Annotated in this window: 11 protein-coding genes; 9 read left to right on the plus strand and 2 right to left on the minus strand. The window is 72.9% G+C overall.

Going from position 1 to position 11,950, the window contains the following annotated elements; all coding sequences use genetic code 11:
* Nucleotides 1–453 precede the first annotated feature (453 nt).
* The 4 genes from AB0J33_RS21135 (at nucleotide 454) to AB0J33_RS21150 (ending at nucleotide 4,971) form a co-directional block, all read left to right on the plus strand.
* Nucleotides 454–2,637 (plus strand): FUSC family protein, encoded by a 2,184-nt coding sequence (locus AB0J33_RS21135; RefSeq protein ID WP_363615713.1) that lies wholly within the window; start codon nucleotides 454–456, stop codon nucleotides 2,635–2,637.
* A gap of 87 nt (nucleotides 2,638–2,724) precedes the next feature.
* The gene (locus AB0J33_RS21140; RefSeq protein WP_363615714.1) at nucleotides 2,725–3,336 is read left to right on the plus strand and encodes a permease-like cell division protein FtsX; all 612 of its coding nucleotides are present in this window, start codon (nucleotides 2,725–2,727) and stop codon (nucleotides 3,334–3,336) included.
* Entirely contained in the window at nucleotides 3,336–3,872 is a 537-nt protein-coding gene (locus tag AB0J33_RS21145; RefSeq protein ID WP_363615715.1) for a SigE family RNA polymerase sigma factor, read from the plus strand. The genes AB0J33_RS21140 and AB0J33_RS21145 overlap by 1 nt, the downstream gene beginning before the upstream one ends.
* 61 nt (nucleotides 3,873–3,933) lie before the next feature.
* Complete coding sequence (locus AB0J33_RS21150; RefSeq protein WP_363615716.1) at nucleotides 3,934–4,971, plus strand: aminotransferase class V-fold PLP-dependent enzyme; 1,038 nt, start codon at nucleotides 3,934–3,936, stop codon at nucleotides 4,969–4,971.
* 64 nt (nucleotides 4,972–5,035) lie between these two features.
* Here AB0J33_RS21150 and AB0J33_RS21155 read toward each other — a convergent pair whose 3' ends face one another.
* Nucleotides 5,036–6,208 carry an acyl-CoA dehydrogenase family protein gene (locus AB0J33_RS21155; RefSeq protein WP_363615717.1) on the minus strand — a complete coding sequence of 391 codons (1,173 nt, stop codon included), beginning with the start codon at nucleotides 6,206–6,208 and terminating at the stop codon, nucleotides 5,036–5,038.
* A 119-nt stretch (nucleotides 6,209–6,327) separates the two neighbouring features.
* Between AB0J33_RS21155 and AB0J33_RS21160 the strand changes: the two genes are divergently transcribed.
* The 3 genes from AB0J33_RS21160 (at nucleotide 6,328) to AB0J33_RS21170 (ending at nucleotide 9,725) form a co-directional block, all read left to right on the plus strand.
* On the plus strand, nucleotides 6,328–6,984 hold the full coding sequence (locus tag AB0J33_RS21160; protein WP_363615718.1) for a TetR/AcrR family transcriptional regulator C-terminal domain-containing protein: 657 nt from the start codon (nucleotides 6,328–6,330) through the stop codon (nucleotides 6,982–6,984).
* An 81-nt stretch (nucleotides 6,985–7,065) separates the two neighbouring features.
* Entirely contained in the window at nucleotides 7,066–8,520 is a 1,455-nt protein-coding gene (locus tag AB0J33_RS21165) for an aldehyde dehydrogenase family protein (RefSeq protein WP_363615719.1), read from the plus strand.
* Nucleotides 8,517–9,725, plus strand: coding sequence for an alcohol dehydrogenase catalytic domain-containing protein (locus AB0J33_RS21170; protein WP_363615720.1), 1,209 nt, complete (start codon nucleotides 8,517–8,519; stop codon nucleotides 9,723–9,725). Before AB0J33_RS21165 ends, AB0J33_RS21170 begins: the two co-directional genes overlap by 4 nt.
* A 9-nt stretch (nucleotides 9,726–9,734) precedes the next feature.
* Here AB0J33_RS21170 and AB0J33_RS21175 read toward each other — a convergent pair whose 3' ends face one another.
* Nucleotides 9,735–10,022, minus strand: a complete 288-nt coding sequence (locus tag AB0J33_RS21175; protein WP_327025697.1) for a hypothetical protein — start codon at nucleotides 10,020–10,022, stop codon at nucleotides 9,735–9,737.
* A 154-nt stretch (nucleotides 10,023–10,176) separates the two neighbouring features.
* On the opposite strand from AB0J33_RS21175, the gene AB0J33_RS21180 reads away from it, so the two are divergent.
* Nucleotides 10,177–10,542: a PadR family transcriptional regulator gene (locus AB0J33_RS21180; RefSeq protein ID WP_363615721.1), complete on the plus strand. Its 366-nt coding sequence runs from the start codon at nucleotides 10,177–10,179 to the stop codon at nucleotides 10,540–10,542.
* A complete protein-coding gene (locus AB0J33_RS21185; RefSeq protein WP_363615722.1) occupies nucleotides 10,539–11,915 on the plus strand; it encodes a permease prefix domain 1-containing protein in 1,377 nt (458 codons plus the stop codon). The genes AB0J33_RS21180 and AB0J33_RS21185 overlap by 4 nt, the downstream gene beginning before the upstream one ends.
* The last annotated feature ends 35 nt before the right edge of the window (nucleotides 11,916–11,950 follow it).

The following is an 11,950-nucleotide window of genomic DNA, read 5'->3' on the forward strand; positions in this document are numbered from 1 at the left end:
ACCGAGGCCGTGCAGGGCGGCCCACCAACGCTGGCACCCGCCGGCGGCACTGCTCGGTCGGCCGGCGGCGCTGGGCGCTGCCGCGAGTCACCTTCCGGGGTGCAGGCGGACAGGACCACCACCAGGCAACACAGGACGATTCGCCAGGCCGGGGCGCGGCCGGTCCGGCGTGCCACGGAGTTCGAGTCCATCCGATATCTATAGCAACCAGAGGTGGTAGGCCACCTGAGCGCTGCCGTCAGGGGGCGAGGTCAATGCCAGGCTGGGATGGGGTCACCACCATGCTCGACCACGCGGCCGCCAGGATGCCCCGGCACCCTGCTCCGGGCCCTCCGGCTCGGCCGGTGTGCCAGCTCCCGGCGGTGATTGGTCGGCAAAGCCGCTGCTGAGGGCCGGGCGCGGTGGAGAATGGTGGGCCGGGGAGGGGTGCTGCGACGAACCGGGGGAGCGGTCGTGCTCGGAACCAGCCTCCTTGGCCAACTTCGCCGCCGTGACCCGGGTGGCGTCATCCTGCGACGCGCGGCGCGGCTGACACTCGTCGCGTCCGTCGTCTTCTACGCCTGCCGCTACGGGCTGGGCAGCTCGACCCTCGCCACGTACGGGTTGTTCGGCACGATCGCCAGTGGGTCGTTCGCCCAGCTACCTGGTCCGGCGCCGCAGCGGGCGCGGATCCTGATCATCTCGTTGCCGGCGGTGTGGGTGCTGATCGCCGTGGGCTCGCTGTTGGCGTGGAGCACGTGGGCGGCCGCCGGCGGCATGCTGGTCGTCGGGTTCGTCGTGGCGTTCGCCGGGGTCGGCAACCCGCGCCTGGTCGGGTTGGCGAGCGCGTTCCAACTCTTCTACATTCTCGCGTCCTTCCCGCCGTACCAGCCGGGCACCCTGCCGCAGCGGCTGGGTGGGGTGACGCTCGCCGTCGTGTTGCTCGCCGCGGCCGAGGTGTTCCTCTGGCCCGACCCGGTGCCGGTCTCCTACCGGCAGCGCCTCGCCGACGCGGCGGACGGCGTCGCGGCCTTCCTCGACGCCACGGCGGAGGGGTTGACCGACCCGCACGTCGGTCCCGGTGGCCGGGGGGTGCGGCGCGAGCGGGCGTACGACGTGGTGGCGGCGATCGAGCTGAGCCGCAACCCGCCGGCGTGGGCGCCCACCGCGGCGGGCGCCCAGGACCGGGCGTTGCGGATCTGCGCGGCGGCGTTGCGGGAGGTGCTCGCCGACGCCGACCGGCTGGCGGTGGATCCCCCGCCGGAGCCGATCCCGGACCTGGCGGCGGCCCGGCTGCTGCGCTCGTGCGCGGACACGACCCGCGCCGCCGGCCGGAGCCTGTCCCCGGGCGCCCCGGCGGTGGGGCTCGACGACCTGGATGTGGCGGTCGGGCGAGCTGAGACGGCGTACCCGGTGGGGGAGGGCAACGGCCGCGACGCGTCGGACGTGCACCGGTTGTGCCGGGACGCGACCGCGCTGGCCCTCGCGGACCAGGTGCGGGTCTTCGCCGTGGGGTGCCGGGTGGCCACCGGGGCGCGGCTCGACGACCGGGACGCCTCGGGGCTGTTCGAGTACGCCCGGCACAGCCCGTGGACGCTGTACCGGTGGCAGTTCCGCTCACACCTGGCGCCGCGTTCGGCCCACCTGCACAGCGCGCTGCGGCTGGCCGTGGCGCTCGCTATCGCCCGGGTGGCCGCCGGGGTGTTGCAGCTGACCCACGGCTTCTGGGTGCTGCTCGCCACCCTCACGGTCCTGCGTACCTCGGCCGCCGACACCCGTACCGCGCTGCGGCCGGCCGTACTCGGCACGATCGCCGGTGCGGTCGTCAGCGGCGGTGTGATGCTCGTCGTCACCGAGCAGTTGGTGTACGCCATCGTCCTACCGATCACCCTGCTGCTGGCCTTCGGGGTCGGTCGCCTGCTCGGGCCGGTGTGGCAACAGGCCACGTTCACCCTGCTGCTGACGGTCGTCTTCGCCCAGCTCAACCCGGAGGGGTGGCGGCTGGCCGAGGCCCGCCTCGTCGACGTCCTGCTCGGGGCGGTGATCGGCGTGCTCGCCGGGGTGGCGATGTGGCCGCGCGGCGCGGGCCACGATCTGCGGCACAACGCCACCCGCTACCTGGCCGCCAACGCGGAGGCGGTCGACGGAACGATCCAGGCGGTGCTCGGCGGCGCTCCGCCCCCCGAGGGCGCCCTCAGCCGGCTACGTCGCCGGATGGTCCTGGTCGACTCGTCGTACTGCCAGTACCACTCCGAGCGGCACGATCCGCGGCGTCAGCAGGTGAACTGGGATGCCGTCCTGAGCGCCGGGCACCACGTCGTGCCCGGCGCGGAGTCGCTGTTGCGACGCAACCCGCCCGGCTGTCTCGCCGGCTGGCCGGAGGCGGCGGCGCTGCTGCGGGACACCGTCGGGCGCCTCCGATCGGGGTACGACGCCCTTGCCGACGAGGTCGCTCACGGTCGGGCACCGGGCCGGACGGCGGTCTCGACCACCTGCGCGGACCAGCTCGACCGGATCCGTCCGCTTCTTCGCGAGGCCGACGCCCGGTCGGTCCGGCACCTGGTGGAGGTCGACCGGTGGCTCGCCGGTCTCACCGACAGTCTCGCCCGCGCCCGCCCGCCGTTTGACGAATCGGTCGGACGCCACCGGACGCCGTGACGCCGGTGTCGTCCGACGTCGATGTGACCGATCCGGTGGTCCAACCAGTCAACACAGGTGGGAGTGCACCAGACCACGGGAGGAAACATGGATCAGAACCTGCGGGTGCTCTTCGACCGCGCGGTGGCCGACGAGCCCGAACTACCCCTCGACGACCTGGCCTGCGACGCGATGGCCGCCGGCACCACCCTGCGCCGACGCCGGCAAGGGCTGGTGGCGGCAGGTGCCGCCGTCGTGGTCGCCGTCGCGGCGGTGGGGGTGGTGAACGTGGCGACACCGCCGCAACGGTCGGCGCCGCCACCGACGACGGTGCCGGCGGCGTTCGGCATGCTCGTCAACAAGGCGTGCGAGTTTCCCGCCCGGAAGACCGCGACCGATGCCGCGGTCTTCCTCGCCAACGAGGTCACCGACCAGCAGCGCGGCGCGGTCAGCCGCGCACTGGACGCGGACCCGGCGGTCGGGACCGTGGCGTTCGAGAGTCGCGAGGAGGCGCTGGCGAAGTTCAAGAAGCTGTACGCGGACGCACCTGAACTCGTCGACAACGTCGTGCCCAGCCAACTGCCGGAGTCATTCCGGATCACGATCGTCGCCCGGTCCCGGTACGCGGAGCTGGCCGAGCGCGTCCAACGCTTGCCCGGGATCGACGAGGTGATCGGCGTCGACTGCCCGGCCGGCACCAGCGCGTCGGTGGTCGACTGATGGCGGGTGCCCGCTGGGGCGCGGCACGACGGCGTGAGCAGGCCGCCCGGCAGGCGGAGTTCACCGCGTTCGTCGAAACCACCGCACCGAGGCTGCGACGTACCGCGTACCTGATGTGTCGCGACTGGCACCTCGCCCAGGACCTGACCCAGACCACCCTGGCCAAGATGTACGCGAACTGGGGCCGGATCCGAGACACCGCGAACCCGGAGGCGTACAGCCGGCGGGTCCTGATGAACGCCGTCTTCGACCAGAACAAGCGGCGCAGCGCCTCCGAGGTGCTGCTCGCCGAGCTGCCGGAGACGCCGCACCTACGGCCGGACGACACCACGGAGCTGCACGTCGCCCTGCTCCGGGCGTTGGCCGCCCTGCCGATCCGCGACCAGGCCATCGTGGTGCTCCGGCACTGGGAGGATCAGAGCGTCGAGGCGGTCGCCAGCACCCTCGACGTCTCCGTGTCGGTGGTGAAGACACGGAACGCCCGCGCGCTCACCAAGCTACGGGCGTTGCTCGGTCAGGATTTCGTCCGGATCTGACAGGCCGCCGGTCGCCGATTGGCCGTGCCCATCGCGCTCCGCTCGGCCTAGCGTCGGAGGCATGGAGATCGAGCAGGCGCAGAAGCTGTGGCAGCCGGAGCCGGGTTGGTTGAACACCGCCAGCTACGGGTTGCCGCCGGAGCCGGCGTGGGTGGCGGTGCAGGAGGCCCTCGCCGCCTGGCGGGTCGGTCGTACGTCGTGGGAGGGCTGGGGCGAGTCGACGCACCGCGCCCGGGTAGCCTTCGCCGGCCTCATCGGGGTGCCGGTCGGTGACGTGGCGGTCGGCGTGGCCGTGTCCCAGCTCCTCGCGCCGGTCGCGGCGGCGTTGCCGGCCGGTGCCACGGTGGTGGTTCCCGAGGTCGAGTTCACCTCGAATCTCTTCCCCTGGCTGGTGCAGGAGGAGCGTGGCGTCACGGTCCGCACGGTGCCGCTGGAGTCGCTGGTCGACGCCATCGACGCCGATACCGACCTGGTCGCGTTCAGCCTGGTCCAGTCGGCCGACGGGGCGGTTGCGGCGTACGACGAGATCGTGGCCGCGGCCCGCGCCCACGACGCGCTGGTGGCGGTGGACGCGACCCAGGCGTGCGGTTGGCTGCCGTTCGACGGCAGCCGGGCCGACGTGGTGGCGGTGGGCGGCTACAAGTGGCTGATGAATCCGCGCGGGACCGCGTACGCCTATCTGGCCCCCGCCCTGCGGGAGCGGCTGCGCCCCGACGCCGCCGGCTGGTACGCGGGCCGCGACCCGCACGCCTCGTACTACGGTCCGCCGCTGCGGCTGGCCGACGACGCCCGCCGGTTCGACATCTCACCGGCCTGGTTCAGCTGGGTCGGCGCGGTGCCCGCCCTGGAGGTGGTCGCCGAGATCGGCCCGGCGGCGATCGGGGCGCACAACGTGGCGTTGGCCAACCGGTTCCTGACCGGGCTGGGCCGGCCACCGGGGGAGAGCGCCATCGTCAGCGTGGACGTGCCCGACGCGGAGCAGCGCCTCGCGGCGGCCGGCATCCGGGCGGCGGTGCGCGCCGGACGGGTCCGCGCCTCCTTCCACATCTACTCCACCGAGGCGGATGTGGATGCCGCGCTGACGGCGTTGACCGGCTGAACCCGGCGTTCGAGGACGGCCGGGCGCGTGGCCGGCCGTCCTCGACGGCGGCAGACCTCCCGGCTCAGGCCAGGTGGCCGCCGATCTTCGTGTAGCCGCGCAACAGGTCCCGCGAGATGATCAGCCGTTGCATCTCGTCGGTGCCCTCGAAGATCCGGTAGAGCCGGACCTGCCGGTACCAGCGTTCGATGGGCAACTCGCGGGTGTAGCCCATGCCGCCGTGGATCTGGAGCACCCGGTCGACCACCCGGTTGACCATGCCGGCGCCGTAGAGCTTGCCCATCGACGAGGCGTGTCGGGGGTCCAGGCCCTGATCGACCGTCCACGCCGAGCGCAACACCAGCCAGCGGGCCGCCTCCAGCTCCGTCTCCGAGTCGGCGATCATCCACTGGATGGCCTGGTTGGTGCCGATCTTCGTGCCGAAGGTCTCCCGGGTGTTGGCATAGTCGATGGCCATCTGCAACGCCCGTTCGGCGATGCCGATGGCGTGCGACGGGATGGTGTAGCGCCCCTTGCCGATCCACTCCATGCCGAGCGTGAAGCCCTGCCCGATCTCACCGAGGATGTTGCGGTGCGGGACGCGTACGCCGTCGAAGACGAGCGACGCGGGCCCGCCCTCGCCCATCGTCTGGATGAACTCCGAGCGCCAGCCCATCGCCCGGTCCACGAGGAACGCGGTGGCCCCGCCGTTGCGGGCGCCCTTCTCCCGGTCGGTCACCGCGACCACGATGGCGAAGTCGGCGCCGTGGCCGCCGGTGATGAAGGTCTTCTCGCCGTCGAGGATCCAGTCGTCACCGTCGCGGCGGGCGGACAGCCGGATGTTGGCCGCGTCGGATCCGGCGCCCGGTTCGGTGATCGCGAAGCAGGAGCGTCGTTCGCCCTCGATGGTCGGGATCAGGAACTCCCGCTTCTGCTCCTCGGTGGCGTGGAACAGGATGTTGTCCGCCTCGCCGCCGAAGCGGAACGGCACGAACGTGCGGCCCAGCTCGGTCCAGATCAACGACTGAAGGACGGCCGGCAGGTTCATCCCGCCGTACTCTTCCGGGGTGGCCAGGCCCCAGAAGCCGAACTTGCGCGCCTTGAGTTGCAGTTCCCGCAGCTCGGAGTGGTCGAGCCCGGGCTGGTGTGCCCGTTCCCGGCGGAGCACCTCCGCTTCCAGGGGCATCACCTCGCGGGTCACGAACGCGCGGACGGTGTCTCGGACGGCGCGTTCCTCGTCGGACAGTGCGAAGTCCACGGTTCCCCCTCGGTTGGCGTGACGGTGCGCCGCTGCGGGTCACAGCGGTCATTCATAAACTAGCGGTGTAAGTTTTCATCCGTCCAGACCCCCACGGACCGAGACCCGCGAGGAGCGCAGTGCCCCGACCCCGCCAGCCCCGGCTCACCCGGCAGCTGATCGTCGAGACCGCCACCGCGCTCATCGACGCCGAGGGCCTGCCCGTCTTCTCCACCCGTCGGCTCGCCGCCGAGCTGGGCGTACGCGGGCCTTCGCTCTACAACCACTTCGCCACCAAGGACGAGATCCTCGACGCGGTCGCCGACACGGTCACCGGCGCCGTCGACACCAGTGGCTTCGCCAGCCGGGACTGGGCCGGCGCGCTGCGGGACTGGGCGTGGTCGTACCGGCGGGCGCTCACCGCGCACCCGAACATCGTGCCGTACCTGGCGCAGGGACCGGGCCGGCGACCGGCCGCGCTTGCCATGGCCGACGCGGTCTACGGCGGTCTGGTCCGGGCCGGCTGGCCGCCGGCGCGGGCCACCCACATCGGCGCGGCGCTGCGCTACTTCGTGGCCGGGTCGGCGCTCGGCTCGTTCGCCCGGGGTTTCGTCGAGGACCCGGAGCTGTACGCGGCGCACTACCCGCACCTGCGCCAGGCGCACCGGCTCGCCGAACACCAGCAGAGCGTGGACGAGGGCGCCTTCGCCCTCGGCCTGGACGCCCTGCTGCACGGTTTGGCAGCCGAGTACGCCCGCACCGTCGGCACGGTGGAGTCCGCCCGGCCCAGCGGGTAGCGTCCAAACTCCCAGCGCTAGTTTCACCGCCCACCCGGGACCCCGTCGCCATCGCCCATCGCCCACCCCCGAAGGGACGACATGGACCTCGCCGCTCCGCCGTCGCAGTTGCCCGACTCCCTGCGCCTCCGGCGCCACCTGCACGTCGGCGGGGAGTGGACGTCTCCCACCACCGCCGACCTGATCGACGTGGAGAACCCGAGCACCGGGGAGCTGGTCGGGCAGGTGCCGGCCGGCACCCCCGCCGACGTTGATCGCGCCGTGGCCGCGGCCCGCGCCGCGTTCCCCGGCTGGTCGGCCACCGCTCCCGCCGAGCGCTCCGCGCACCTCGATCGGCTGCACACCGCGCTCGCCGCCCGCGCCGACGACCTCGCCCGCACCATCGCCGTGGAGCTGGGCTCGCCGCTCAGGCTCGCCACCCGGGTGCAGGTCGGGTTGCCGTTGACCGTGCTGCGTGACCACGTCGCGCTCGCCGCCGACGCGCCGGTCGAGGAGAGCATCGGCAACTCCGTGGTCGTCCGTGAGCCGATCGGTGTGGTCGGCGCGATCACCCCGTGGAACTACCCGCTGCACCAGGTGATGGCGAAACTCGCCCCCGCCCTGGCCGCCGGCTGCACGGTGGTGCTCAAGCCCAGCGAGCTGACGCCGTTGACCGCGTACCTGCTCTTCGACGCGGTCACCGAGGCCGGGTTGCCACCGGGAGTGCTCAACCTGGTCCCCGGCACCGGGCCGGTGGTCGGCGAGGCCCTCGCCGGGCACCCCGACGTCGACCTGGTCTCGTTCACCGGCTCCACCGCCACCGGCGCGCGGATCATGCGGCTCGCCGCCGACCGGATCGCCCGGGTCGCGTTGGAGCTGGGCGGCAAGTCCGCAAACGTGATCCTTCCCGACGCCGACCTGGCCACCGCCGTCAAGGTGGGCGTCGGCAACGCCCTGCTCAACTCCGGCCAGACCTGCACCGCGTGGACCCGGATGCTGGTGCACCGCGACCGGTACGACGACGCGCTCGACCTGGTCGCCACGGCGGTGGCCGGCTACCGGCTCGGCGACCCGTTCGACCCGGCCACCCGGCTCGGCCCGCTGGTCTCCGCCGCGCAGGCCGAACGGGTACGCGGCCACGTCGACCGGGCCCTCGCCGACGGCGCGAGACTGGTCGTCGGCGGTCCGGACGCCCCGGTGCCGACCCGGGGGCACTTCGTCGCCCCGACGGTCTTCGCCGACGTGCACCCGGACAGCGCGCTCGCCCAGGAGGAGGTCTTCGGCCCGGTGCTCGCCGTCATCCCGTTCGCCGACACCGACGAGGCGGTCGCGATCGCCAACAACTCGAAGTACGGGCTGGCCGGGGCGGTCTGGTCCGCGGACACCGACGCGGCGCTCGCCGTGGCCCGCCGGCTGCGTACCGGCGCGGTCGACATCAACGGCGCGCCGTTCAACCCGCTCGCCCCGTTCGGCGGCTACAAGCAGTCGGGCCTGGGTCGGGAGTTGGGCGTGCACGGGCTCGCCGAGTTCTGCGAGCTGAAGGCGATCCAGCGATGACCGGCCCCGAATTGTCGCCGGCCGCATCCGTGGGCCGCGCCGAGCCGTCCCCGGCCGCCGCGCCGGTCGGCGGCAGCGAGCCGGCGTCCGCGCTCGGCGGCGGCAGTGAGCCGGCGTCCGCGCCGGTCGTCGTCCGCGCGCTGGTCGCCCGCGCATCCGGCGCCGAGCTGCGGGTCGAGCAGGTACGTCTGCCCGCGCCCGGCCCCGGGGAGGTGCGGGTGCGGATCCGCGCCGCCGGTGTCTGCCACTCCGACCTGTCCATGGTGAACGGCACCCTCGCCGCGAGGTTCCCGCTGGTGCTCGGGCACGAGGCGACCGGCGTGGTGGACGAGGCCGGGCCGGGCGTGACCCTGGCCGTCGGCACCCCGGTGGTGCTCAACTGGGCACCGGCCTGCCGGGCCTGCTGGTGGTGCCGGCGGGGCGAGCCGTGGCTCTGCGCCGCCACCACGGCCCCGACGGTGTCGCGCGGCGAGACCGACGACGGCGTACCGCTGCACCTGACCCTCGGTCTCGGCGCGCTCGCCGAGGCGGTGGTGGTGCCCGAGCGCGCCGTCATCCCGATCCCCGCCGGGCTGCCGCCCGAGCAGGCCGCGCTGCTCGGCTGCGCGGTGCTCACCGGCGTCGGCGCGGTCCGGAACACCGCCCGGGTGGCGCCCGGCGAGTCGGTGGCGGTCGTCGGGCTCGGCGGAGTCGGGCTCGCCGTGCTCAGCGCCGCGCGCCGGGCCGGTGCCACGACGATCCTGGCCGTCGACGTCGCGGAGGCGAAGCGGGAGCTGGCGCTCGCCGCCGGGGCGACCGACTTCCTGCTCGCCGACGACCGGCTCTCCAAGGAGGTGCGGGCGCGCACCGAGAGCCGGGGCGTCGACCACGCCTTCGAGTGCGTCGGCCGCGCCGCCACCATCCGCGCCGCCTGGCGGCTGACCCGGCGTGGGGGAGCGGTGACGGTGGTCGGCATGGGCGCGAAGGACGACATGGTGAGCCTCGGCGCGCTGGACATCTTCCACTCCGCGCGCACGCTGCGCTCGTCGGTGTACGGCTCGTCCGACCCGGACCGGGAGGTGCCGGTGCTGGCCGCCGAGCTGGCCGACGGCGCACTCGACCTGCGCCTGCTGGTGAGCGGCACGATTGCGTTGGACGAGGCGCCGGCGGCGTTCGACCGGCTGGCCCGGGGCGAGGGCGCCCGCTGGGTGGTCACCCTGGACTGACCGCGGGGGTCAGAAGGGCGGGGCGTCCTCGCCCATCAGCGCCAGCACGACGCCGCCCTTGCCGCGCTTGAGGCCCTGGACCACGACCTTGCCGGTGCTGCCGTCGGGCAACTCCAGCGTGAAGGTCTTTCCGACCGCGTTCTTGGGGCCGTTGCCGGCGCTGTTGGCGGGCCGGAAGTCGCCTGCCCACGGTGGAATCCCGCCCCTGCGGGCTGGCTCGGCGAAGAGGGCGGCCGTGCCGGGGGTCCTGGTGCCGTCCGAGGAAAGGAGCACTGAGGCGCTGCGATAGGTAGCCATATGCGCCAAAGGCTATCCCGGACTGTGCTCGTTCGCGCCATGACAACTTTCCGTAACGGCGAACGGTCGACGTCTCGCCGTGGAGCCGTTGCGCCGACGGGTATACCTAGCAGTACTATGCATCGTACTTCTAGGGTTGGCGGTGGGAGGTCTGGTGAAGGTCGCGAAGGATCTGGTGGCCGCCTCGGCGACACCGATGGTGCTCGGCATCCTGGCCGAGGGCGAGAGCTACGGCTACGCCATCCTCCGGCGGATCAACGAGCTGTCCGGGGGTGAGCTGGACTGGACCGAAGGGCTGCTGTACCCGTTGCTGCACCGGCTCGAGCGCCTCGCCTACGTGGAGGCGAGCTGGCAGGCGGTCGCCGGCGAGCGGAGGCGCAAGTACTACCGCATCACCGACCGGGGCCTGGCTGAGCTGGCCGAGCAGCGCCGACAGTGGGACACCGTCGTGGGCGCGCTCAAGGAGATCTGGCATGACCGTTCGCCGCTGACGGCGCACCCGTTGGAGGGCCTGGCATGACGGCACACGACGGCCCGCAGGAGTTGGAAGCGCAGTTCGAGCAGTGGCGCCGGTACGTGCTCCGTCGCCGGGAGCTGCAAGCGGTGGACGCCGACGAGCTGGAAGACCACCTTCGCGGCTCGGTCGACGGGCTCGTGGCCGCCGGCCTGAGCCCGGACGAGGCGTTCCTGGTCGCGGTGAAACGGATGGGGAGCCTCGACGAACTCTCCCGCGAGTTCGCCCGGGAACACTCGGAACGGCTCTGGAAGCAGTTGGTGCTGACCGGGGGCTCGGACACGCCGGCCGGTGGCACGCGCTCCCGGCGGGATCTGTGGGTGATGCTCGGCTGCGCGGCGGGCGCGGTGGCGTCGGTCAAGGTGCCGGCGCTGTTCGGGCTGACCTTCGACGACGACGGTTCGTTCTACGCGCGAAACCTCACCCTGTTCGCGCTGCCCTGGCTCGCGGCCTTCCTGGCCTGGCGTCGGGGAGCCCGACGGCCGATGATCGCGGTGCTTGTGGCGCTCTTCGTCCTCGGCGCGGTGGCGGCCAACGCCTACCCCCTGGCGGACGACTCGCAGTCCGTGGTCGTCACCGGCGTCCACCTTCCCATCGCCCTGTGGCTGGTGGTCGGTCTGGCCTACGTCGCGGACGACTGGCGCTCGTCGCGCCGACGCATGGACTTCATCCGGTTCACCGGCGAGTGGTTCATCTACTTCGTGTTGATGGCCCTCGGCGGCGGCGTGCTCGCCGCGTTCCTGTTCAACACTTTCGCGGCCATCGGAATCGTCCCGGAGGAGTTCGTCTCGCAGTGGCTGCTGCCCGGCGGCGCAGCAGCCGCGGTCGTCGTGGCCGGGTGGCTCGTCGAGGCCAAGCAGAGTGTGGTCGAGAACATCGCGCCGGTGCTCACCCGGCTGTTCACCCCGCTGTTCACCGCCGCCCTGCTCGCCTTCCTCGTCGCCGTCGTCTGGACGAGTCACGGCATCGACGTCGAGCGTGAGGCGCTGATCCTGTTCGACCTCTTGCTGGTCGTGGTGTTGGGGCTGCTGCTCTACTCGCTCTCGGCCCGCGATCCGCTGGCCCCGCCCGGCCCGTTCGACAGGCTCCAGCTCGCGCTGGTGGTCAGCGCGTTGGCCATCGACGTGCTGGTGCTGCTGGAGATCACCGGACGCATCACCGACGACTACGGCAGTACGCCCAACCGGGCGGCGGCCCTCGGCGAGAACGTGATCCTGCTGGTCAACCTCGCGTGGTCGGCGTGGCTCCTGCTCGCGTTCCTCCGGCGGCGCGCCCCGTTCGCGGCACTCGAACGGTGGCAGACCGGCTACCTGCCGGTGTACGCCGCGTGGGCGTGGATCGTGGTCCTCGTGTTTCCTCCGCTGTTCGGGTACCGCTAGCCCTCGCGGTCGGCGGCCACCCGACGCCGGCCCAC

Source organism: Micromonospora sp. NPDC049645 (assembly GCF_040675155.1).
In the GTDB taxonomy this organism is placed as follows: domain Bacteria; phylum Actinomycetota; class Actinomycetes; order Mycobacteriales; family Micromonosporaceae; genus Micromonospora.

Bases quoted from the DNA above. Each gene is read 5' to 3' on its own strand.
- AB0J33_RS21140 (WP_363615714.1), top strand. From the start codon at position 2,725: ATGGATCAGAACCTGCGGGTGCTCTTCGACCGCGCGGTGGCCGACGAG.
- AB0J33_RS21145 (WP_363615715.1), top strand. From the start codon at position 3,336: ATGGCGGGTGCCCGCTGGGGCGCGGCACGACGGCGTGAGCAGGCCGCC.
- AB0J33_RS21150 (WP_363615716.1), top strand. From the start codon at position 3,934: ATGGAGATCGAGCAGGCGCAGAAGCTGTGGCAGCCGGAGCCGGGTTGG.
- AB0J33_RS21165 (WP_363615719.1), top strand. From the start codon at position 7,066: ATGGACCTCGCCGCTCCGCCGTCGCAGTTGCCCGACTCCCTGCGCCTC.
- AB0J33_RS21170 (WP_363615720.1), top strand. From the start codon at position 8,517: ATGACCGGCCCCGAATTGTCGCCGGCCGCATCCGTGGGCCGCGCCGAG.
- AB0J33_RS21175 (WP_327025697.1), bottom strand. From the start codon at position 10,022: ATGGCTACCTATCGCAGCGCCTCAGTGCTCCTTTCCTCGGACGGCACC.
- AB0J33_RS21185 (WP_363615722.1), top strand. From the start codon at position 10,539: ATGACGGCACACGACGGCCCGCAGGAGTTGGAAGCGCAGTTCGAGCAG.